The 23,990-nt window shown below is 64.2% G+C and carries 14 protein-coding genes; 9 read left to right on the top strand and 5 right to left on the bottom strand.

Going from position 1 to position 23,990, the window contains the following annotated elements:
• Nucleotides 1-1,889: condensation domain-containing protein (locus YA0848_RS31510; RefSeq protein ID WP_198731492.1), on the bottom strand; the 1,889-nt coding region annotated here is incomplete at its 3' end.
• Between the two features lie 3 nt (nucleotides 1,890-1,892).
• Nucleotides 1,893-12,839: a non-ribosomal peptide synthetase gene (locus YA0848_RS31505; RefSeq protein WP_198712488.1), complete on the bottom strand. Its 10,947-nt coding sequence runs from the start codon at nucleotides 12,837-12,839 to the stop codon at nucleotides 1,893-1,895.
• A 209-nt stretch (nucleotides 12,840-13,048) separates the two neighbouring features.
• Here YA0848_RS31505 and YA0848_RS31500 point away from each other — a divergent pair, with 209 nt between their 5' ends.
• Both YA0848_RS31500 and YA0848_RS31495 read left to right on the top strand, forming a co-directional pair.
• The gene (locus YA0848_RS31500) at nucleotides 13,049-13,300 is read left to right on the top strand and encodes a type II toxin-antitoxin system HicA family toxin (protein ID WP_034096965.1); all 252 of its coding nucleotides are present in this window, start codon (nucleotides 13,049-13,051) and stop codon (nucleotides 13,298-13,300) included.
• Entirely contained in the window at nucleotides 13,297-13,659 is a 363-nt protein-coding gene (locus YA0848_RS31495; RefSeq protein WP_034113094.1) for a type II toxin-antitoxin system HicB family antitoxin, read from the top strand. Before YA0848_RS31500 ends, YA0848_RS31495 begins: the two co-directional genes overlap by 4 nt.
• A gap of 4 nt (nucleotides 13,660-13,663) precedes the next feature.
• On the opposite strand, the gene YA0848_RS31490 is transcribed toward YA0848_RS31495, so the two are convergent.
• From YA0848_RS31490 to YA0848_RS31480, 3 genes are all read right to left on the bottom strand, one after another.
• Entirely contained in the window at nucleotides 13,664-14,836 is a 1,173-nt protein-coding gene (locus YA0848_RS31490; protein ID WP_034096963.1) for an MFS transporter, read from the bottom strand.
• A gap of 41 nt (nucleotides 14,837-14,877) precedes the next feature.
• Nucleotides 14,878-16,233 carry an MATE family efflux transporter gene (locus tag YA0848_RS31485; protein WP_034096962.1) on the bottom strand — a complete coding sequence of 452 codons (1,356 nt, stop codon included), beginning with the start codon at nucleotides 16,231-16,233 and terminating at the stop codon, nucleotides 14,878-14,880.
• A gap of 103 nt (nucleotides 16,234-16,336) precedes the next feature.
• Complete coding sequence (locus YA0848_RS31480) at nucleotides 16,337-17,167, bottom strand: IclR family transcriptional regulator (protein WP_034096961.1); 831 nt, start codon at nucleotides 17,165-17,167, stop codon at nucleotides 16,337-16,339.
• Between the two features lie 243 nt (nucleotides 17,168-17,410).
• On the opposite strand from YA0848_RS31480, the gene YA0848_RS31475 reads away from it, so the two are divergent.
• From YA0848_RS31475 to YA0848_RS31445, 7 genes are read left to right on the top strand one after another with little or no spacing between them, the layout of a single operon-like run.
• Complete coding sequence (locus YA0848_RS31475) at nucleotides 17,411-18,439, top strand: ABC transporter ATP-binding protein (protein ID WP_034096960.1); 1,029 nt, start codon at nucleotides 17,411-17,413, stop codon at nucleotides 18,437-18,439.
• The gene (locus tag YA0848_RS31470; protein ID WP_034096959.1) at nucleotides 18,436-19,281 is read left to right on the top strand and encodes an ABC transporter permease; all 846 of its coding nucleotides are present in this window, start codon (nucleotides 18,436-18,438) and stop codon (nucleotides 19,279-19,281) included. Before YA0848_RS31475 ends, YA0848_RS31470 begins: the two co-directional genes overlap by 4 nt.
• Nucleotides 19,282-19,285: 4 nt before the next feature.
• Nucleotides 19,286-20,080, top strand: a complete 795-nt coding sequence (locus tag YA0848_RS31465) for an ABC transporter permease (protein ID WP_034096958.1) — start codon at nucleotides 19,286-19,288, stop codon at nucleotides 20,078-20,080.
• Entirely contained in the window at nucleotides 20,080-20,370 is a 291-nt protein-coding gene (locus tag YA0848_RS31460; RefSeq protein WP_040268003.1) for a (2Fe-2S)-binding protein, read from the top strand. Before YA0848_RS31465 ends, YA0848_RS31460 begins: the two co-directional genes overlap by 1 nt.
• Nucleotides 20,367-21,710 carry an FAD/NAD(P)-dependent oxidoreductase gene (locus tag YA0848_RS31455; protein ID WP_169903955.1) on the top strand — a complete coding sequence of 448 codons (1,344 nt, stop codon included), beginning with the start codon at nucleotides 20,367-20,369 and terminating at the stop codon, nucleotides 21,708-21,710. The genes YA0848_RS31460 and YA0848_RS31455 overlap by 4 nt, the downstream gene beginning before the upstream one ends.
• On the top strand, nucleotides 21,707-22,804 hold the full coding sequence (locus YA0848_RS31450) for an NAD(P)/FAD-dependent oxidoreductase (protein ID WP_198712490.1): 1,098 nt from the start codon (nucleotides 21,707-21,709) through the stop codon (nucleotides 22,802-22,804). The genes YA0848_RS31455 and YA0848_RS31450 overlap by 4 nt, the downstream gene beginning before the upstream one ends.
• Nucleotides 22,805-22,815: 11 nt before the next feature.
• Nucleotides 22,816-23,847: an ABC transporter substrate-binding protein gene (locus tag YA0848_RS31445; RefSeq protein WP_034096954.1), complete on the top strand. Its 1,032-nt coding sequence runs from the start codon at nucleotides 22,816-22,818 to the stop codon at nucleotides 23,845-23,847.
• Nucleotides 23,848-23,990 lie beyond the last annotated feature (143 nt).

Genomic DNA, 23,990 nt, shown 5'->3' with positions numbered 1-23,990 from the left:
TCGTAACTCGACTCGCCCAGTATCAGGGTTTCCAAGCCTTGCGGAATCGGCAACTGGCCGAGCAAAGGCGCTTGGGTCAGCAGCAGTTGCACGCCGCTGTCGTCGAGCATGTAGGCCAGGCGTTCGCGTGGGTAGTCGGGGTCCAGCGGCACATAGGCGCCGCCGGCCTTGAGCACCGCAAGCAGGCCGATAACCATGTCGAAGGAGCGCTCCACCGCCAGCCCCACACGCACATCCGGACCGACACCGGCCTCGATCAAGCGATGGGCCAGGCGGTTGGCGCGGCGGTTGAGCTCGGCGTAGTCGATACGTTGCTCGGCAAACACCAGGGCCGTGGCCTGCGGCTGGCGTTTGGCCTGGGCTTCGATCAGGTGATGCACCCACTGGTTTTGCGGGTAGTCGCGGGCGGTGGCGTTCCACTGCTTAAGTATTTGTTGGCGCTCGGTCATGTCCAGCATGGCCAGGTCCTGCAAGGGCCGCGTCGTGTCGGACACCGCCCCACGCAGCAGGCCCAGCCAGTGCCGGAGCATGCGCGCGGCGGTGCTGGCATCGAACAAGTCCGTGGCGTAAGTCAGCGACGCCCAGAGGCCGTCCTCGGTCTCCTGGGTGTCCAGGCTCAAGTCGAATTGCGCGGTGCGGGTCTCATGTTCCAGGCTGACCACCCGCAGGCCCGGCAGTTGTTGTATGGCCGTCCGCACCTGCGCCTGATGGTTGAACATCACTTGGAACAACGGGTTATGGCTAAGACTGCGCTCAGGCTGCAAGGCCTCCACCAGCTGCTCGAAGGGTAAATCCTGATGGGCCTGGGCTTCCAGCGCACGACGTTTGGTGTGCTGGAGCAGTTCGGCGAAGCTCATGGCAGCATCAAGGTCGGCCTTGAGCACTTGGGTGTTGACGAAGAAACCGATCAGCGCCTCGGTTTCGACACGGTTGCGGTTGGCAATCGGCACGCCGACACGGATATCGCGCTGCCCGCTGTAGCGGTACAAAAACAGCTGGAACGATGCCAGCAACAGCATGAACAGGGTCACGCCTTCGCGTTGGGCCAGGGCCTTCAAACCGGTCACCAGCCCAGGGTCAAGCTGGATGTCCTGACGGGCACCGAGAAAGCGCTGTTGCGCCGGGCGCGGACGATCGAGGGGCAGCGCCAGCACCGGCTGTGTACCGCCCAGCAGTTGACGCCAATAGTCCAATTGGCGCGTTTTCTCGCCCGCCTCCATCCAGCGGCGTTGCCACAACGCATAGTCGCCGTACTGGATCGGCAGCGGCGTCAAGGTGCAGTCCTGACCCTGGCTGTACGAGGCGTATAGCTGCATCAGTTCCTGCACCATCACGCCCATAGACCAACCATCGGACACAATATGGTGCTGCACCAGCACCAGCACATGCTCCTGTGCATTGAGTTCCAACAGGGTTACCCGCAACAGCGGGCCTTGGCGCAAATCGAACGGACGGGCGATCTCGGCCTCGACCCGGGCCTTGAGCTGCGCCTCGTCGGTACGGTCTTCAAGGATCTGGATGTCGGTATGGGGTAACACTTGTTGGGTGCGCGATTCGTCGTCCAGGTGCAGGCGGGTGCGCAGGCTTTCATGTCGTGCTGCCAGGCTGGCAAAGCTGCGCCGCAGGGCGGCCTTGTCCAGCATCCCGCACAGACGCAGGGCACCGGGCACGTGATAGGCCGCACTGTCCGGGTCCAACTGCCACAGAAACCACTGGCGCTCCTGGGCGTAGGACAGCGGCAGGTGTTGGTCGGCCTCGCGAACCGAGGCAATGGGCAATTGCGCGAAACTCATGCCTCGGCTTTGCAGGCGCTGGTAAAACTGCTGGCGCTGTTCCAGAGGCAGGCGAAGAAAGCGCGAAACCAGATCGATATTAGGGTTGGTAAGCATGCTTCAAATCGCCTCTAGTTCGCTCAAAAAGTCACGAAGATCATCAAAGTCTTCCGCGCTGCCGGCACGGAAGGTGGCTGCGGCCTGCACATAGGCGCGCAGGGTTTCGGTCTGGAACACTTCCACCAGCGGCACGTCCAGGCCCAGTTCGGCCTGGACCCGCGAGGTGATCTGGATCGCCAGCAGCGAATGCCCACCCACCTCGAAGAAGTTGTCGTTCAGGCCCACCTGGGGCAGGTGCAACACCTCGGCCCAGATCGCGGCGATCTGTTGTTCCAGTTCGGCTTCAGGAGCCACGTAAGTCTGTTGCATCAGGCTCGCGTCCGGCGCCGGCAGGCCCTTGCGGTCGAGCTTGCCGTTGGGGGTCAGCGGCATCTGCGCCAGGAACATAAAGTGCGTAGGCACCATGTAGTCCGGCAGGCGGGTTTTCAGGGCGCGGCGCAGGCTGTCGCGCAGCGCGCCGTGGTCGGTGGCGCGGGCCGGCACCACGTAGGCCACCAGTTGCTTACCGGACGGGCCGTCGTGGGCCACCACCACGGTTTCGCCAACGTTGTCCTGCTCGCGCAGGCGCGCTTCGATCTCGCCCAGTTCGATACGGAAACCACGGATTTTCACTTGGTGGTCCACACGCCCGAGATAATCCACCACTCCATCCCCACGCCCACGGGTCAGGTCGCCGCTGCGGTACACGCGGCTGCCAGGTTTGCCGAACGGGTCCGGCACGAAGCGCTCGGCGGTCAGTGCCGGGCGCTCCAGATAACCCCGCGCCACGCCCTCGCCGCCCAGGTACAACTCACCGGCCACGCCGATGGGTTGCAGGTTGAGCTGCGCGTCCAGTACGTAGCCGCTGCGGTTGCCCAACAAGGTGCCGATCGGCGCGTACACCGCGCCGCATGGGTCGCCGCGTCGCGCTTTCCATAGCAATGGCGTGACCACGGTTTCGGTCGGGCCATAGCCGTTGAACAGGTACGTCGGTTTCAGCGCGCGCCAGGCCAGGTCGTAACTGGCCTGGGCCACCGCATCGCCGCCAAAGCAGTACACGCGCACATTCGGCGGGTTGCCATCGCGCTCGGCATGCTCGGCCAGTTGTTGCAGGTACACCGGCGGGAACACCGCCATGGTCACGTGGTGACGGTGCATCTGTTCGTAGGTGTACTCGGGCAGCCACAGGCTGTCGTCGCGGATGAGCACGCTGGCGCCGTTGATCAGCGGGTGCATCCAGCCTTCGTGGGAACCGTCGAAGGCGAACGACATAAAGTGCAGTTCGCAGTCGGTCGGGCCGGTTTCGTAGCGCTCGCCGGTGGCGATGATATGCGCCACCAACGGGCCGTGGGCCACCGCCACGCCTTTGGGCATGCCGGTGGAGCCGGAGGTGTAGATCACGTAGGCGAGGTTGTCGCCGTCCAGTGCGACGTTGGGGGCGGTGTCGCGGTGGTCGGACCAGAGCGGTGTGTGATCAATTGCAAGGACATGCAGGCCATCCGGGATCGGCAAGCGCGGCTGCACCGCCGAATGCGTCAGCAGCAACTGAGCGCAGCTGTCCTCCAACATATACAGCAGCCGATCACGCGGATATTCGATATCCAGCGGCACATACACGCCACCAGCCTTCATGACCGCCAGGAACGCCACCATGATCTCGGCACTGCGCGGCATGGCGATAGCCACCCGCACTTCCGCGCCAACCCCACGGGCAATCAACGCATGGGCCAGGCGGTTGGCCTGGCGGTCCAGCTCGCCGTAGGTCAGGGTTTGGGTGTCGAACTTCACCGCCACGGCGTCGGGGGTTTCCTGGGCGCGGTCGGCGAACAACTCGTGCACCAGGCGCTGGGCCGAGAAGCCGGCATCGCTGCGGTCCCACAGGTGCAGAATGTGCTGTTGCTCCGCGTCATCCAGCAATTTCAACTGGCCGATGCTCTGCTGCGGGTCGGCCACCATTGCCTGCAACAGGTTATGCCAGTGGCGGCCCATACGTTCGATGGTGGCGGCGGTAAACAGGTCGGTGGCGTAGCTCAACGAAGCGTTGAGCCGCTCCTGGGACTCATCGATATCCAACACCAGATCGAAATGCGCATTGGTGTCGCCCCACGTCACCGGGATCATGTCCAAATGCGCCAGACGCTGCAGATGCTGGCCGGACTGGCTGATATGGTGGTTGAACGCCACTTGGAACAATGGGCTCAAGCTCAGGCTGCGCTCGGGCTGGAGGGCCTCGACCAATTGCTCGAAGGGCAGGTCCTGATGGGCCTGGGCTTCCAGGGCACGCTCTTTCACCTGGGCCAACAATTGGCGCACGCTGACGTGACCATCGATCTCGGCTTTGAGTACCTGGGTATTGACGAAGAAGCCAATCAGACGCTCGGTTTCCACCCGGTTGCGGTTGGCAATCGGCACGCCAACGCGAATGTCCTGTTGGCCGCTGTAGCGGTGCAGCAGCGCCTGATAAGACGCCAGCAACAGCATAAACAGGGTCACCCCTTCACGCTGAGCCAGGGCCCTGAGGTCGTCGAGCAACGGGCTCGACAGGTCAATGGACAAACGCGCGCCACGATGGCTCGGTACCGCCGGGCGCTGATAATCGAACGGCAGCTCCAGCACAGGTTGCTCACCGCCCAGCAGCTCGCGCCAGTAGCTCAGTTGACGCGCCTTCTCGCCCGCCTCCATCCACTGGCGTTGCCACACCGCGTAATCGGCATATTGAATCGGCAGCGCCGGCAATTGCAGGCGCTGGCCCTGACTGCAAGCGCCATAGAGCTGCACCAGCTCGTCGACCATCACCTGCATCGACCAGCCATCGGAAATGATGTGGTGCTGTACCAGCACCAGCACATGCTCATCTTCGGCCAGGCGTAACAGGTTGACCCGCATCAGCGGCCCCGCACGCAGGTCGAAAGGTTGCGCGATACAGGCTTGCAGTGTGGCTTCAAGGTGCGCTTCATCGGTGTCGAGCACGGCCATGGCAAGGTGTACCTGCGGGCTGACCACCTGCACAGTGCGCTCGGCTTCCTGGAGCAGATGGGTGCGCAAGCTTTCGTGGCGAGCGACCAGGGCATCCAGGGCCTGTTGCAGCGCATCGACATTCAACGGCCCCCGCAGACGCAATGCACTGGGCATGTGATACGCCGCACTGGTCGGGTCCAGTTGCCACAGAAACCATTGGCGCTCCTGGGCATAGGACAGTGCCAGCGGCTGCTCGCGAGACACGCTGACCATCGGCGGCGCGGTGTCGGCCTGCACGTCCGCGCACGCCACGGCAAACGCTTCCAGCGTCGGCTGTTCGAACAAGACGCGCAACGGGACTTCCCGCTTGAGGTCGTGGCGCACCCGAGAGATCACCTGGGTGGCCAGCAAGGAGTGGCCGCCGCGTTCGAAAAAGTGGTCATCCAGCCCAACCGACTCGACCTGCAAAACCGCCTGCCAAATGGCCGCCAGTTGCTGTTGCAGCGGGGTTTGGGCGGCACGGTAGGCTTGGGGCGATTGGCTCAGGTCCGGGGCCGGCAGCGCGCGGCGGTCGAGTTTGCCGCTGGGGTTCAAGGGCAGCGCATCGAGCACCACCCAGTGCGCGGGCACCATGTAGTCCGGCAGGGAGCGCTGCAAGGTCGCCGCCAGGGCCTGGGTATTCAGCGGCTGCTCCAGGGCCGGTACGACGTAGGCCACCAGTTGCGCACCGGTCGCGCTCGGCTGGGCGATCACGGCCGCCTCACGTACCTGCGGCAAGCCTTGCAGATGGGCTTCGATCTCGCCCATTTCGATACGGAAACCACGCACTTTGACTTGATGGTCGATACGCCCCACATACTCCAGGGCGCCCGCCGCGTTGTAGCGGGCCAGGTCGCCACTGCGGTAGAGCCGCGCACCCGGCGTGCTGGAAAACGGGTCGGGCAGGAAGCGTTCAGCGGTCAGCGCCGGGCGGTCGAAGTACCCCTGGGCCAGGCCGGCTTCGGCGCCGATGCACAGCTCGCCGACGCCTTCGCTGTCCAGCAGGTCGAAGGCACTGTCGAGCACATACAGCCCACGGCCTTCGATGGCGCGGCCAATCGGTACGCCAAACGCTTCGCTGGCATCCGCCAGTTGGCAGGTGTGCACGCTGGACACCACGGTGGCCTCGGTCGGCCCGTAGGTGTTGACCAGGCGCACAGCGCCCAGCCCAGCGGCGTGCCAGGCGCGCAGCCCTTCCACCGACATCGCCTCGCCCCCCACATGCACCTGGCGCAGGTTGCCCAGCGTTCGGCCATCCACGGCGCACTCCTTGGCCAGCAGGTACCAGTAGGCCGCTGGCAGGTCGGCCAGGGTCACGCCCTGCTCGACGATTTCCCGTGCCAGTTGCCCGGCGTCCCACAGCTCGTCACCGCGCATGATCAGCGCCGCGCCCATGCACAGTGGTGGGTAACACTGCTCGACAAAGCCGTCGAAGCTGAACGTGGCGAACTGCAGCACACGGTCATCGCTACGCAATTGGCTATAGCGAGCGGCGCTGTCGCAGAACTGGCCGAGAGCGGCATGGTCGATGGCCACGCCCTTGGGCTGGCCGGTGGAACCTGAGGTGTAGATCACGTAGGCCAGGTCGGCAGCGGCGGCATGGTTGGGCGGATTGAGCGCCGAGTAGCCCGCCAGCTCCGCCCCCTCGGCACTGAAGTCCAAGCGGGTCAGGGCCTCGGGCAACGGCAGGTCGGCAAGCAGCCCGGTTTCACTGAGCAGCAGGTTCAAGCGACTGTCGGCCAGCATGTAGGCCAAGCGCTCGGCTGGGTATTTGGGGTCCAGCGGTACATAGGCCGCGCCGCTCTTGAGCACGGCCAACAGGCTGACGATCAACTGCGGACCACGGCGACACGCCAGGCCCACGCGCTGGCCGGGAGCAACGCCAAGCTCCAGCAGACGATGAGCCAGACGGTTGGCTCGCGCGTTGAGCTGTGCGTAGCTCAACTGTCCGTTAGCCGCATGCACGGCCAGTGCGTCGGGGGTGCTGGCGGCCTGAGCGGCGATGCGTTCATGCACGCGCGCGCGGCTCTGGGCGGCGGCAGCTGATTGACTGCGGGCGAGCAGTTCGCGCCGGGTGTCGGGCCCCAGCAGCTGCAGGCTGCCCAACGGCGCCTGGGCATCGGTGAGCAGTTGCACCAGCAGATGCCGCAGGTTGGCGCCCAGTCGGCCGACCTGCTCGGCACTGAAACGTGCACGGTCGTAGCTGAATTCCAGGCGCAGGCTCGCGCCTAGCTCTATGCCCAGGGTCAGCGGGTAATGGGTGCGTTCGTGGTTGTGCAACGGTCCGAACGTCAGCCCGGCGGGCGCGCCCTGTTTGAGGGCTTCGGCCACCGGGAAGTTTTCGAATACCAGCAAGGTATCGAACAGCGCGCCCTGTTGGCCGGCCCAGCCTTGAATGTCATAGAGCGGCACGTGTTCGTGATCGCGCAGGCTCAGGTTGAGGGTTTGCAACGCGCTGAGCCAATCGGCGGCCGACTGCGAAGGCGACGCCGCGCTGACGATGGGCAAGGTATTGATAAACAGGCCCAACTGCTGCTCGATCCCCGGCAACGGTGCCGAACGCCCGGCCACCGTGGCACCGAACGCCACGCAGACTTGGCCGGTGTAACGCTGCAACAGCAAGGCCCAGGCGCCTTGCAGCACGGTGTTAAGGGTGACTTTACGTGCGCGGGCAAATTCACCGAGGGCGCGGGTGAAGTCGGCGTCCAGCACCATGGGGTAATCGGCCATGCCGGTGCCGTTGACCGGTGTGCGCAGCGTGTCGGCGAGTTGGGTCGGCGCTTCCAGCGGTGCCAATGCGGCTTTCCAGAATGCCTCGCCAGAAGGCTGTTGCTGCAACCAGCCGAGATAATCGCGGAACTGCCCTGCCGGCGCAGGGACGGCATGGCCGGCGTAGTGAGCGATCACTTCGGCAAGCAATTGGGCGTTACTCCAGCCATCCATCAGGATGTGGTGACTGGTGAATATCAGGTGCCACCCGTGGCCGGCGCCGCGCACCAGCATCAGGCGAAACAGCGGCGCCGCGTCGAGGGCAAAGCCCTTGTCGCGCTCGGCTTCGGCCAGTGCATCCAGATCGGCGCCCGTGTCTTCGATCACCTGCAACTGCAAATCGACATGGCGCTGGATCAGTTGATGGGCGCTGTGCAGGCCCAGCCAATGAAAGCTGCTGCGCAGGATGTCATGGCGGTCCAGGGCGGCCTGCCAGGCACGCCCGAACGCCAGCAGGTCCAGGCCTTCGATATCCAGGCGCAGTTGGTTGATATAGGCCTGGGCCTCGGGTTCGTACAAGCTGTGGAACAGCATGCCCTGCTGCATCGGCGACAGCGGGTAGAGATCGGCAATCTGCGGCCCCGCCACAGGCAACCCGTCCAATTGCGCCTGGCTCAGGCGCGCCAGGGGGAAATCCGACGGCGTGACCTGCCCCGCCGGTGTGGCACAGCACAGCTCGATCACGGCCTTGAGTTCGGCGGCATAGTCGTCGGCCAGACGCTGGACGGTCGTCTCGTCGAACATCTCGCTGCTAAAGCCCCAACGCAACGCCAGCTCGCCGCCATACACCTGCCCTTCCACTGTCAGCCAGTTGGCCAACGGCGCCTCGGGGTCCTGGGCCTGGCCGCTGCCCTGTGGCGACGGGACGAATAGCGCCGCCTCGTCGAACTGGCGGTCGAATTGGCCCAGGTAGTTGAAGGTAATGCGCGGCGCGGCCTGGCTCGCCAGGCTTGCACGCGCGTCCGGGGTGCCGAGGTAGCGCAGCAGGCCATAGCCGATGCCTTTGTGCGGCACGGCGCGCAGCTGTTCCTTGACCGCCTTGATCGCGCTCGACAACTCGCCGTTGGCCTGCAAGCGCAGCGGGAACAGGCTGGTGAACCAACCGACGGTGCGGCTCAGGTCGAGGCTGTCGAACAGGTCTTCCCGGCCATGGCCTTCCAGTTGGATCAACGCCGCAGGTTGCTGGCTCCAACGGCTGATGACGCGCGCCAGGGCGGTCAGCAGCAGGTCGTTGACCTGGGTGCGATAAGCCGCTGGAGCATCCTGCAAGAGCTGGCGGGTGTGCTCGGTGTCGAGGCGGATTTCAAGGGTGCGGCCCAGGCGGTTTTGCAGGCCGCCGTGAGGGTTGTCGCAGGGCAGCTCCGTCGCCATGGACTGCGCCTGCCAGTACGGCAGTTGGGCATCAAGGGTCAGTGCATGGGCCTGCAACTGTTGCGCCCATTGTTGGTAGGCGCTGGTTTTGGCTGGCAATGCGGCGTGGCGATAAGCCTGTTGCAGATCGTCCAGCAGTACGCGCCAGGACACGCCGTCGACCACCAGGTGATGGATTACCAGCAGCAACTGCTGCGTGCCATCGGTCATTGTCAGCAGCACGGCGCGCAGCAACGGGCCGCGTGCCAGGTCCAGGCTGCGCTGGGCCTCATCGCACAGTGCGGCCAGCTCGTTATCGTCGGCGACCTGGGTTTGCCACAATGCTGCCTCAGTGATAGGCGCGGCGTGCTGTTGCTGCCATTGGCCGTCCCGCTCGACGAAGCGCAGGCGCAGGGCGTCGTGATGGTTGATCAACCGGGTCAGGGCCGCTTCCAGGCGTGCCGGTACCAAGGCTTCGCGCGGGGTCAGCAGCAGCGATTGGTTCCAGTGCTGACGCGCCGGGATCGCCTGCTCGAAGAAGCTGGCCTGCACTGGGGTCAGGATCACGTCGCCGCTGACAGGGCCTTGGTCGATCACCGCCAGTTGCTCAAAGCTCGCGATCTGCGCCAGGCCGCGCACGCTCTGGTACTGGAACAGGTCCCGCGGGCTGAGGCGGATACCGGCCTGACGCGCGCGGCTGACCACCTGAATGGAGATGATCGAATCGCCGCCCAGTTCGAAAAAGTTGTCGTCCAGGCCGACCTGGGATACGCCAAGCACATCACTCCAGATCGCCGCCAGCGCCTGTTGCATGGGATTCTGAGGGGCGCTGTAAGCCTGCTGTGGCGCGGCGTCCGGCAGCGGCAAGGCTTTACGGTCGAGCTTGCCATTGGCGGTCACCGGCAGTTTGGCCAGGTGCACCCAATGGGTCGGCACCATGTATTCCGGCAGGCTGTTGAGCAGCCAGCCCTTGAGGTCGTCCGGCGCGTCACCCTGCGGCACCAGATAGGCCACCAATTGCTTGCCGCCCTGCACCAGCACCACGGCTTCGCGCACTGACGGGTGCTGCAACAGACGTGTTTCGATTTCCCCCAGCTCGATACGCAGACCCCGTAGCTTGACCTGATGATCGAGGCGTCCGAGGTATTCGATCACCCCATCGGCACGCTGGCGCACACGGTCGCCGGTCCGGTACAGACGCGCCCCCGCGGCGAACGGGCTGGGCACGAAGCGCTCGGCGGTCAGCGCGCCACGCCGATGGTAACTGCGTGCCAGGCCGGCGCCGCCCAGGTACAGCTCGCCAGATACCCCGGCGGGCAGCGGGTTGAGCTGGGCGTCGAGCACGTAGGTGCCGAGGTTGGCGATAGGACGGCCGATGGGTACACAGTCGGCGCCTTCGTCGATGCAGGTCCAGTGGGTCACGTCGATGGCGGCTTCGGTCGGGCCGTAAAGGTTGTACAGGCCGGCATTCGGCAACTTGGCGAACACCTGCTGCTGCGCCTCCAGCGGCAAGGCTTCGCCGCTGCACACGATGCGCTTGAGGCTCGCGCAACCCTGCACGCCCGGCTCGTGGATAAACGCTTGCAGCATCGACGGCACGAAGTGCACGGTGGTGATGGCATGGCGTCCGATGCTCTCGATCAGGCGCGCCGGTTCACGGTGTTCGCCGGGGGCCGCAACCACCAGGCGCGCGCCGGTCATCAGCGGCCAGAAGAACTCCCAGACCGACACGTCAAAGCTGAATGGCGTCTTCTGCAACACCGCGTCGCGCACGCCCAAGCCATAGGCTTGCTGCATCCAGCACAGCCGGTTGACCAACGCGCGATGGCTGTTACCGGCCCCCTTGGGTTTGCCGGTGGAGCCGGAGGTATAGATCACGTAGGCCAGGTTCAGCGCGTGCACGGTCACTTCGGGCGATGCGCTGCTGTAGCCCTCCAGCCAATCGCCAGGCTGATCGAGGGCAATCACCCGGATACCCGCAGTGGGCAACGACGGCAGCAGGCTCTGCTGGGTAAGCAGCAGTTGGACGCCGCTGTCTTCAAGCATGTAGGCCAGGCGCTCCCGGGGGTATTCGGGGTCGAGCGGCACATAGGCGCCGCCCGCCTTGAGAATCGCCAGCAGGCCGATGACCATCTCCACCGAACGCTCGGCGCAGATCCCGACCAACCTATCCGGGCCAACGCCCTGCTCGATCAACGCATGGGCCAAACGGTTGGCGCGGGTATCGAGCTGGGCATAGCTCAGGGTGGTATCGCCGAACTGCAAGGCCGTGGCATCTGGGGTGGCGCGTACCTGGTCTCCGATCAGGTGGTGGATGCCGCGCTCAGTGGGATAGGTTTGCGCGGTCTGGTTCCAGGTGTGGGTCACGCGTTGAAGTTCGTCGGCGTCCAGCATCGGCAACTCGCCGATACGCTGCTCGCCATCGCCCACCATGGCGTGCAGCAGGCTGATCCAGTGGCGGGCCATACGCTCGATGGACGGCGCGTCGAACAGGTCGTTGGCGTAGGTCAGCGCAGCGTGCAGGGTGCCGGATTTTTCGTAGGTATCCAGGGTCAGGTCGAACTGGGTAGTACGGCCTTGCCACTCCACCAGGGCCAGCTCCAGGCCCGAGGCGGTGCTGACCGAGGCGATATCGGCCACCACCGGTTGGTGGTTGTACATCACCTGGAACAGCGGCGTATGGCTCAGGCTGCGTTCGACGTGCAGCGCTTCCACCAGGCGCTCGAAGGGCAATTCCTGATGGGCCTGGGCGCCGAGGGCATGTTCCTTGATGGCTTGCAGCAGTTCGGCGACGCGGGTTTGCCCGGTCAGTTCAGTGCGCAGCACCTGAGTGTTGACGAAGAAGCCAATCAGCCCCTCGACTTCCGTGCGGTTGCGGTTGGCGATCGGCACGCCGACGCGGATATCACCCTGGCCGGTATAGCGATGCAGTAGCACGTTGAATGCACCCAGCAACAGCATGAACAGAGTGACATTGTGGCGCTGCGCACAACTGCGCAATTGCGCGGCAAGGTCCGCGTCAATCGCGAAGTGATGGCGAGTGCCCTGGTAGCTGGGCATGGCCGGGCGCGGGCGGTCGGTGGGCAGTTCCAGCACTGGGTGCTCATCCCCCAGGCGCGCCTGCCAGTAATCCAGTTGCCGCGCCTGCTCCCCCGCTTCCAGCCAGCGGCGCTGCCACAGGGCGTAGTCGCTGTATTGGATCGGCAGCGGCGGCAGTCGGGGTGTTTCGTTGCGTTCGTAGGCGTCGTAGCAGCGGATGAATTCGTCGATCAGCACATTCATCGACCAACCGTCGGAGACGATATGGTGCAGGGTCAGCAGCAGCACATGCTCCTGCTCGGCGAGTTTGAGCAGTTGCACGCGCAGCAGCGGACCATGCTCCAGATCGAACGGCAACAGCGACTGGCGCACCGCCGCGTCGCTCACCGCCAGCTCCCGCTCGGCCGGCGGCAGGTCGCTCAGGTCGAGCTGCTCCACCACCACCGATGGCTCAATGGCCACCTGTGACAAGCGTTCATCAGCCTGGCGCTGAAACACCGTGCGCAGGGTTTCGTGGCGCTCGACCAGACTGGCGAACGCCTGCTCCATAGCCCGCAAGCTCAGCGTGCCTTTGAGCCGCACCGCGCCCGGCAAGTTATAGGCGCCACTGGTCGGATCCAATTGCCAAAGAAACCACATGCGCTGCTGCGCATAGGACAACGCTTGGCGATCCTCCGCCTGCACCCCAGCCGGAATCGGAAACCGCGAAAACTCCACGCCTTCTGTCTGTAAGGCCTGCAAGAACCGCTGGCGTTTTTCCAGGGGCAACCCGATAAACCGGCGAGCAAGTTTCAAGGAGTCTTCAGCATTCATTTCTTGGGATCCGGAGCAATAGGCAGGAAGCACAAAGGCACGTCGTCCCTATAAAACGAATCGCGAAAGGAAAAATTAGCGAGGGGATGCAGGCGCGAAACCGAGCGTCATCAAGGGTTACACCTGTGACGGGAAAGCTGCACGTAACCGAGCTAGCATTGACGCAAACCACTCTCTGCAACTACATTTAGTTACACGCAAGGAACGCCGTGTCCAAAAATGAAAAGCTGCTGGCCAAACTGCTCAATGAGCAAATGGCATTTACATGGCCCGAACTCGTCACGCTGCTGCGTCGCCTGGGCTACACACAGATCGAAGGGGCTGGAAGCCGCGTCAAGTTCGACAGTGGCGACCCCACTGCCATGATCACGCTGCACAAGCCTCACCCTGGCAACGAACTGAAGCACTACATTCGACGTCAGATCATCGAACAATTGAAATCAGGAGAACTGATTCAGTGAACAACCAACTCAAACACAAAGGCTACATCGGCTCTATCGAGGCCAGCCTTGAAGACAACTGCCTGTTCGGCAAGATCTTGTTCATCAAGGCGCTGATCAGCTACGAAGGAAAAACCGTCGCTGATTTGGATGCCGCTTTTCAGGCGGCCGTGGACGACTATCTCGTGACGTGCCAGAACCTTGGTCAAACCCCGGAAAAGCCATGCAAGGGCTCTTTCAATGTGCGGGTTGGACATGACCTGCATTTGGCTGCGGCGCTGGCGGCGACCCGCAAGAAAGTCACGCTCAATGACCTGACGCGTCAGGCGCTGAATGAATTCCTGCAACATCACTTCGCAGAACTTCACCCCAGCGCATAGCAAACTACCCCAACCGCCGATACCCCAGTAATGCCGCCCCCAGCACCACGCCCCCCGCGGCCAGCGCCACCCAGAACCCGCTGGCGGCACCGAAGTGGTCGATCATCCAGCCGGAACTCGCGGCGCCAATGGCTACCCCGATGCTCAGGCCGGTGATCAGCCAGGTCATGCCTTCGGTCAGGCGGCTGGGCGGGACGAGGCGCTCCACCAGGGCCATGGAGACGATCAGCGTTGGCGCGAAAAACAGCCCGGAGATAAAAATCGCCACGGCTAGGCCAGGGATATTGCTTGCCCACAGCAACGGCACGGTGGTCAGCGCCGTCGCCACCCCGCAAGTGAGGAACTGCCGTGGCAAGGACGCCTTGAGTTTGAGGGCGCCGAAGCCCAGCCCGGCCAGGCACGAGCCGATGGCATACACCGACAGCACAATGCTCGCCGCCGCCGGCTGGCCCTGCTGCTGGGCGAACGCCACGCTGACCACATCCACCACGCCGACGATCACGCCCATGGCCAGCAGCAGGATCATCAGGATCAGCACCGAGGGCGACGCGATCAGCCAGCGGCCGTGATGATCCTGATACGCATGCACCGGCGGTTCGGTCTCGCGCTGCAACACGAAGGTGGTGACACCTACGGCCAGCAGCAGCGCCGCCGCTAACGGCCCGGCCTCGGGAAACACTACGACGCTCAGCCCGACCGAAATCGGCGGGCCAATGATAAAGCACACCTCATCGAGCACCGACTCCAGAGCAAACGCCGTGCGCAATCGGGGTTGGCCGCGATACACCTCGGTCCAGCGTGCTCGCACCATGGCTGACATGTTCGGCATGCAGCCGCACAGCGCGGCAAATACAAACAGCGTCCAGGTCGGCGCCTGCAGACGCGTGCATAACAACAACAGTAATAACGCGCCGCCGCCAATCAACGCGGCGATCGGTAGCACTCGGCCCTGCCCGTAGCGATCCACCAGGCGCGAGACCTGCGGCGCACAGAACGCCGTGGCCAGGGCAAACACCGCCGCCACCGAGCCCGCCAGGCCATAGCCACCCTGCACTTGCGAGAGCATGGTGATCAGGCCGATACCGGTCATCGACACCGGCATGCGCGCAAGCATGCCCGCCAGCACAAAGGCGCGGGCGCCGGGAACCTGGAATAAATCCGCGTAAGGGTTTGCCATGACTCAGACGCCTTCTGTGCTGAATGTGCGCATTTTTTCCATCACACCAACCGTTTGATCTGCTTATGCCGCCATACCAACCGGTAATACGCGGTCTGCAGCCCGAGCATCGCCAGGTAGGTGACCGGGAACGCCATCCACACCCCTTCCAGACCGAAATGCGCATTGAACAGGTAGGCCATCGGCAACTCGACGCACAGCACGCAGAAAATCGAAATCGCTACCGGCATCAGCACCACGCCACTGGCGCGCATGATGCCCCCCACCACAGCCTGAAAGCCGAACACCAGGATGCTCCACAACATGATGTGCAACAGGTGTTCAGCGTTGACCCGCGCCTGCGCCTCAGTGATGAACAGCCCCAGCAACCAGTGCGACAGTGCATAGCCGAGCACAATCAGACCGCCGGTCAGGCAGGTGTTGATCAGCAGGCCGGTGCGCAGGATCGGGCCGATGCGCTCCAGGCGCCCGGCGCCGATTGCCTGGGCGCCGAGGATCGAGGCCGTGATGGCTATCGACAAGGCCGGGAACTGTACGTAGTTGACGATCTGCGTCACCGCGCCATAAGCCGCAGTGGCTTGGGAGCCGTGGCCGTTGACCAGCGCCAGGATGACCAATTCCGACAGCGACAACACCACCATTTGCAGGCCGGTGGGCAAGCCGATACGCAGCACTTTGCCGAGAATCGCGCGGTCCAGGCGTAAAGCCGCAAGTAACTCGCGATCCGGCGCCATCACATGCTGTTTGCGGCGCAGGCGCAGGATCAAAAACAGCATCGCCGCCCCGTTGCCCACCAGACCGGCGTACACCGCGCTCTGGATGCCCAGGGGTGGCAGGCCGATCCAGCCGCCAATCAACGCGGGAGTCAGCAGCAGGCCCACCAGGGTCGAAACCATCAGCGCCAGCAAGGGTGAAATGGTGTCACTGACGCCGCGCAACAGTTGGGTGTAGAGGATGAACACCAGCAGTAACGGCATGATCAGCATCATCATCCGCGCATAGCCGACCGCATCGTCGAGCACATCCAGCGGCGTGCCAAGGGCCTGTAACGCCGAGCGCGCAAACAGACTGCCCAGCACCGCCGCACTCACGCCCACCAGCGCGCCCAGGGCCAGCGTAGCGCCGGTGATGGACTTGACCATTGCCGTTTCCTGAGCGCCCCACGCCTGGCCGATCAACACCGACGCGCCCGCCCCCAGGCCGATCACCAGGGCGATGAAAAAGAACACCACCGGGAACATCCCCGACACGGCTGCCAGGGCCTGGGTGCCGAGCATTTGCCCGACATAGATGCCATTGAGGGTGCCGGACAAACTTTGCAGGAAGTTGGACAGCACCATCGGTGCGAGAAAGATCAGGTAGACCTGCCACAGCGGACGTTGCAAAGGGCTTTGCATGAAAAAACCGGGCCTCGGAGAGCTAGAGCGTCCGAGGGTTATACCGTAATTGGATCCTATCTTCTCGAGGTTTGTCCTTTATCGACAGGATGATCGGCCAGGCTCAATCGCCAAACGTCTTCGACGGCCTGCGTAACGTCGGATCAAAGGGATTGATCCTCGGCCCGATGGCTGCGGCTTCGCGCTTGAGCAATTCCACCACCATCGGCAAGCGGCTCGGCCCCAAGCGATCACTGATGGTCGCCACACTCAACGCAGCCACCGCGTGCCCCTCGCGATTGAGGATCGGCACCGCCAGGCCCGCCATGCCTTCCAGCACCCCGGTGTTACGCGCCGCATAGCCCAGGGTGCGCACATTCTCCACTTCCGACCGCAGCAGCACTTCGTCGTAGAGGTGAAAGTCCTTGAGCCGGGGCAGGTTGTAGCGGATCACGGTTTCGCGTTCTTCCTCCGGCAAGTAGGCCAGGATGGCCAGGCTGCCCTGCCCCACACCCAGGGCCACGCGCCCACCGATGTCGCCGGTGAAGGTGCGGATCGGGTACGGACCTTCGCTGCGGTCCAGGCAAATCGCATCGAAGCCGCTGCGCGCCAGCAAAAACAGCGAATCGCCCAAGGAGGCGCTCAGGCGCAAAAGACTCGGTCGCACCAGGTCGCGCAGGTTGCCGGTCTTGCCCGCATTGGCCGCCAGGGCGAAGAACTCCAGGCTCAGGCGATAGCGCTTGCTGCGCGCATCCTGCTCCACCATGCCCTCTTCCATCAGGCTGCGTAGCAGGCGGTGGGTGGTGGGTTGCGAAAGGCCGACCTGTTGCGCGAGCTGCGTTACCCGTTCGCCGCCTTCGCAGACTTCGCCCAATGCGCGCAACAACGCAAACACGCGCGACACAGCACCGGCGCCAACTTCCTTTAGATTTTCATTCCGCTCAGTGGAATCCATACCGCATCTTCTCGCTATTAATTCTGGTGAATGAATAAAACTGAAAAAAGTAGTTCATTCAGTGAAATTCCATCTTTCGCGCATCCTAGTCTTCGTCCTAATCTGCGTCCACAGGGGCGAAAACGAACAACACACGGCAGCCGACTCAAGATCGAGCGCCAACGCACCCGCAATACGCTTTTCGCATCTGCCCAAAACAAAAAAAGCGCGTTTCGACGCGACTGAAAAAGGTGGAACGCAGACATGGCATTTCTCCAACTCAACGCCTTGAGCAAACGCTACGGCGCCGTCGACGCCGTGGTCGCCACCGACCTGGCCGTGGAAAAAGGCGAGTTCGTTTCCCTGCTCGGCCCTTCGGGCTGTGGCAAGACCACTACCCTGCAAATGATTGCCGGCTTCGTCGAGGTGACCAGCGGCCAGATCCTGCTGGATGGGCGCGACATCACCCACGCCAAGCCCGCCAGCCGTGGCCTGGGCGTGGTGTTCCAGAGCTACGCGCTGTTCCCGCACATGAGCGTGCGCGACAACGTCGCCTTCGGCCTGAAGATGCGCAAAGTGCCCGCCGCCGAGATCGCCAGCAAGGTCAAGACCGTGCTCGACCTGGTGCGCCTGGCTCCCCACGCCGAGCGTTACCCCCGTGAGCTGTCCGGCGGCCAGCGCCAACGCGTGGCCCTGGCGCGCGCCTTGGTGATCGAACCGCCGGTGCTGCTGCTGGATGAGCCGCTGTCCAACCTCGACGCCAACCTGCGCGAAGAGATGCAGTTCGAGATCCGCCGCATCCAGTGCGCGGTGGGCATCACCACGCTGATGGTCACCCACGACCAGGCCGAAGCGCTGTCCATCAGCGACCGCGTGGTGGTGATGGAGGCCGGCCGCGTGACCCAGATCGACGCGCCCTACACCCTCTACGAACACCCGCGCACACGCTTTATTTCTGACTTCGTAGGCAAGGCCAACCTGTTGCCCGGCGATTACGACGCCCTCGGCACGCCGCAAGTGCGGCAGGCAAGCGGCGACGGCGAACTGACCCTCAGCCTGCGCCCGGAGAAAATCCAGCTGGTCAACGCCGGCAGCGGGCGCCTGCAAGGCCAGGTGCTCGACCGCTTCTTCTTCGGCAGCCAATGGCTGTACCGCATCCACACTTCGCTGGGTGAAATCACCGTGGTGCGCGCCAACGATGGCAGCGCACCGCTGGGCAACGGCGCAGCGGTGGGCCTTGAGTGGCCGGCCGAGTTGCTGCGGGTGCTGGCTGCCGACGAGGTACGCCCATGAGTCGGGGCTATCTGCTGTCGCTGCCGGCGCTGCTGCTGTTTACCGGGCTGCTGATCCTGCCGTTGGGGCTGACCCTGGTGCTGTCGTTCAACGTGTTCGACTACCAAGTGGGGGTGAAGGCCCATGAGTGGACCCTCGCCCATTACCTGGCGCTGTTCAGCGATGCGTATTTCTACGAGATCTTCTGGCGCACGTTTTGGATCAGCGCGTTGGTCACCTTGCTGTGCGTGGTGATCGGCGTGCCGGAGGCCTACATCCTCAGCCGCATGGGTACACCGTGGCGCTCGATCTTTCTGATCCTGATCCTCACCCCGCTGCTGATATCGGTAGTGGTGCGCGCGTTCGGCTGGAGCCTGCTGTTGGGGGCCGATGGCCTGGTCAACCAATTGATCCAAGTGCTCGGCGGACGGCCGGTGAAGCTGTTGTACACGCCGTTCGCGGTGATCATCGCGCTGGTGCATGTGATGCTGCCGTTCATGATCATTCCGGTGTGGACCTCGCTGCAAAAGCTCGACCCGTCGGCCGAACAGGCGGCGCTGTCCCTCGGCGCCAGCCAGGCCACGGTGATGCGCAAGATCGTGTTACCCCAGGTGATGCCGGGGGTGCTGTCCGGCACCCTGATTGTGTTCGGCCTGGCCGCCAGCTCGTTCGCTATTCCCGGCCTGCTCGGCGGACGCCGCCTGAAAATGGTCGCCACCGTGGTGTACGACCAGTACCTCTCGGAACTCAACTGGCCCATGGGCGCGACCATCGCGGTGGTGCTGTTGCTGCTCAACCTGCTGATCATGCTGAGCTGGAACCGCCTGCTCGAAAGCCGTTACAAAAAGTCCCTGGGGGTTTAGACACATGTCCAGAAACGGTCCTTTGGCCCTCGGCTTCCATGGCTTGGTGGTGCTGTTCATGATGGCGCCGCTGGTGGTGGTATGCCTGGTGGCGTTTACCCCGGAGAACACCTTGAGTCTGCCGACCCAGGGTTTCTCCCTGCGCTGGTTCCGCGCGGTGTTCGAGCGTGCCGACTTTATCCAGGCGTTCTACAACAGCCTGATCCTGGCGTTCAGCGCCGCGACCCTGGCCACGCTGATCGCAGTGCCGGCGGCGTTGGCGATCAGTCGCTACTCGTTTGCGGGGCGCGACTTTTTCAGCGCCTTGTTCCTGTCGCCGATCATCATTCCGCACCTGGTGCTGGGGGTAGCGATGTTGCGTCTGTTCGCCCTGATGGGGGTGAACGGCAGCTTCACTTGGCTGATGCTCGCCCACGTCGTGATCATCACCCCGTACGTGCTGCGCCTGGTGCTGGCGGCGGCCATCGGCATCGACCGCAGCGCCGAGCAGGCCGCCGAATCCTTGGGGGCCGGCCGCTTTACGCTGTTTCGCCAGATCACCCTGCCGATGATCCTGCCCGGCGTGGCCGGCGGCTGGCTGCTGGCGTTTATCAACAGTTTCGATGAAGTGACTTTGTCGATTTTCGTCAGCTCGCCGGCGACCCAAACCCTGCCGGTGCGCATGTACGTGTACGCCACCGAATCCATCGATCCGATGATGGCGGCGGTGTCGGCGCTGGTGATCGCGCTGACGGCAGCGACCATGATTCTGCTGGACCGGGTCTACGGCCTGGACCGCGTACTGGTGGGGAAACATTGATGGGCTTGTTCAAACGCTTGGCCGACACCGCGCGCCCTGTGGTCGCGTTTACCCTCGACGGTCAGCCGGCCAGCGCCTTGCTCGGCGACACCCTGCTGACCGCCGTGCTGACCTGCAGCGAACACCTGCGCGGCAGCGACTTCAGCGCCGAGCGCCGCGCCGGGTTTTGCCTGATGGGCGCCTGCCAGGATTGCTGGGTGCGGCTGGAGGACGGCCGGCGCGTGCGGGCCTGTTCGACCCTGCTGGAAGAAGGCCAGGCGATTCGCCGCGATCCGGGGCGTACAGCATGAAGCCGGTGGTGATTGTGGGCGCAGGCCCGGCGGGCATCAGCGCGGCGCGCACCCTGCTCGATTACGGCACCCGCGCCTGCCTGGTGGACGAAGGTCTGCGCGGCGGCGGGCAGATTTATCGGCGCCAACCCGAAGGCTTCCAGCGCACCGCCCAGCAGCTCTATGGCTTCGAAGCGGGCAAGGCCCAGGCCGTGCATCGCACCCTGGATGAGCTGGCCCCCTTGATCGACTATCGGCCACGCACCCTGGTGTGGAATGCCGAGGACCAGCGCCTGGACCTGTTCACGGATAACCGCGCCGACAGCGTCGAGTATTCGCGGCTGATCGTCGCCACCGGTGCCACCGACCGTATCCTGCCGGTGCCCGGTTGGACCTTGCCCGGTGTCTACAGCCTGGGCGCAGCGCAGATCGCCTTGAAGTATCAGGGCTGCGCAATCGGTGAGCGGGTGGCGCTGTGTGGCAGCGGGCCTTTGTTGTATTTGGTGGCGTACCAATACGCCAAGGCCGGCGCGACGGTGGTAGCGGTGCTCGACAGCGCCCCGTTCAGCGCCCAGTGCCGCGCGCTGCCGGCCCTGCTTGGGCAACCGGCGACGCTGGCCAAGGGCATGTACTACCGCGCCTGGCTGACGGCCCACGGGGTGCCCGTGCATCAGGGCGCGACGCTGGCGCAGATCGACGGTGTGCAACGGGTCAGCGGCATTCGTTGGGGCGCCCACACCCTCGCCTGCGACGCCGTCGCCTTCGCCCATGCCCTGCGTAGCGAAACCCAACTGGCCGATCTGCTCGGTTGTGCATTCGCCTGGAACCCCTTGAACCGCGCCTGGCTGCCCACCCGCGATAGCGCCGGGCGCAGCAGCGTAAACGGCGTATACCTGGCAGGTGACGGCGCCGCAATCATGGGTGCGGACGCTGCGCAAATGGCCGGCGAACGCGCGGCGCTGGCGCTACTGGAAGACGTCGGCATCGCCATTGATCGGCACAGGCCCGCCGTGCTGGAACAGCAATTGGCGCGCATCCAGCGCTTTCGCCTGGGCCTGGAGACCGCGTTTCCCTTTCCAGAAAAGTGGGCGGCACAAGCGCCGGACAATCTGACCGTGTGTCGCTGCGAAGAAGTCAGCGCCGGCGATATCCGCGCGGTGGTGGACGCCGGTCACTGGGAGATCAATCGGGTCAAGGCCCACTGCCGCGTCGGCATGGGGCGCTGCCAGGGCCGGTTGTGTGGGTTGGCGGCAGCGGAGATTGTCGCTGAGCGCAGCGGCCGCAGCGTTGAGGACGTCGGTCGCCTACGTGGTCAAGCCCCGATCAAGCCGCTGCCGTTTGGCGTGCAGGTGCAGCCATGAGCGACGTGATCGTACTGGGGGGCGGTATTGTCGGCGCGTCGGCGGCGTTGATGCTCGCCCAAAAAGGCCAGCGCGTGACGCTGGTGGAGCGTGACTTTTGCGGCTCCCATTCCAGCGGCGTCAATTACGGCGGCGTGCGCCGCCAGGGTCGGCCCCTGCATCAATTGCCACTGTCGCAGCGCGCCCATCAGTTATGGGGCGAGTTACCGGGTTTGATCGGCATCGACGGCGAATACGTGCGCTGCGGGCATCTGAAATTGGCCCGCAGCGCCGCCGATTTCGCCGCGCTGCACGCCTACGCCGAGCGCACCCGCGAGTTTGATCTGGGCCTGCAACTGCTGGATCGCGCCGAACTGCGCGCGCGCTTCCCGTGGGTGGGCGACGTGGCGGTCGGCGCCTCGCTGTGCCCGGAAGACGGGCATGCCAACCCGCGCCTGGTGTCACCGGCCTTTGCCCGCGCGGCGCAGCGTCACGGTGCGGTCGTGCACGAACAGGCCGAAGTGGTACGCATCGAGCACGATGGCCGCGTGTTCCAAGTGCACTGTGCCAATGGCCTGCACTTGCACGCGCCATGGCTGTTGAACTGTGCCGGTGCCTGGGCCGGCAGCGTGGCCGCACAGTTCGGTGAACCGGTGCCGATCACCTCGGCGCACCCGGCGATGCTGGTGACCGAGCCGCTGCCGATAGTGATGGACGTGAGCACCGGCGTCGAAGGCGGCGGGATCTATGCGCGCCAGGTGGCGCGAGGCAATTGCATCCTGGGTGGCGGGCGTGGTTTTGCCCTCGGGCCGCGTCAGGCACGCCCTGGGCAAGCGGCAGTGCTGGAGACTCTGCGCAATGCCGCCGAGCTGTATCCGTTTCTCCAGGGCGCCCAGGCGATTCGCACCTGGAGCGGCACCGAAGGTTACCTGCCCGATCATGAACCGGTGATCGGTCCCAGCAGCACCACACCGGGTCTGCTCCACGGTTTCGGCTTTGCCGGCGCCGGGTTCCAGCTCGGCCCTGCCGTCGGTGAAGCCTTGGCAGAGATCGTCTGCTCAGGCGCCAGCCGTCAGCCCATCGAAGCGTTTTCCATCCGTCGATTCCAAGCCTGAGAGGAAAAACCATGAACCCACGTAATGCACTGTCCTGCTTGACCCTCGCCCTGTTCGCCGCCGGTGCCCATGCCGCGCCGACCCTGTATCTGGGCATGAACGGCGGCACCATGGAACGGGTGTATGCCGATAAAGTACTGCCCGCGTTCGAGAAGGCCAACAACGTCAAAGTGGTGATCGTACCCGGCACCTCGTCGGACATTCTCGCCAAGGTCCAGGCCAATAAAAACAACCCGCAGATGCATGTGATGTTCCTCGACGACGGCATCATGTACCGCGCCATTTCCATGGGCCTGTGCGACAAACTCACGCCCAGCCCGACCCTGGAGCAAATCCCGGCCAAGGCGAAAATCAAGGACCAAGCGGTGGCCGTGACCCTGGGCGTCACCGGCCTGGGCTACAACGCCAGGCTGTTCAAGGAAAAAGGCTGGGCCGCCCCGACGTCGTGGATGGACCTGGCCGACCCACGCTTCAAGGACAAAGTGGTGTTCCAGTCCCTGGCCTCCTCCACCTTCGGCCTGCACGGTTTCTTGATGTTCAACCGTTTGCAGGGCGGCGATGAGACCAACGTGGACCCCGGCTTCAAGGCCTGGCCGAAAACCGTCGGCCCCAACGTACTGGAATACATCGCCAGCTCGGCGAAAATCTCCGAGATGGTGCAGACCGACGAAGCCGCGATCTTCCCCCTCACCCCAACCCAGGTCGCTACCCAGAAACTGCTCGGCGTACCGATGGAATATGCGCAACCCAAGGAAGGCGCGGTCGTGCTCAACGTCGCCGAATGCGTAATCGCCCGCAACGACCAGCCGGAGCTGGCGCAGAAACTCGCGGCCTACCTGCTGAGCGCCGAAGCCCAGGCGCCGGCGCTGGAGGAAGGTGACCAAATCCCCTCGAACCCGACCACGCCGACCACCGACAAAACCCGCGCGCGGGTGGAGGCGATGCAGGGTTATTTGCAGACAGCGATTTCGATTGATTGGGACCAGGTGAACCAGGCGCGGCCGGAGTGGAATGCGCGGTGGAGTCGGTCGATTGAGCGGTAGAGCGCGGGGCAAGCCCGCTCACCACAGAGTTATTTCAGCCTTTGAAACGTGTGTAAAGATCTATGGCTATTGGGGCCAAATGCCCCGAGTTGCCGGGTGGTAGCCCAGAGGAATTTAACTCTGGGAGAGGGCTTGCTGTGGTG

The organism is Pseudomonas sp. S4_EA_1b, assembly GCF_016307435.1.
In the GTDB taxonomy this organism is placed as follows: domain Bacteria; phylum Pseudomonadota; class Gammaproteobacteria; order Pseudomonadales; family Pseudomonadaceae; genus Aquipseudomonas; species Aquipseudomonas rhodesiae.
Note: the sequence above shows the minus strand (reverse complement) of the source record. Positions and strands in the feature narration are given on the sequence as shown.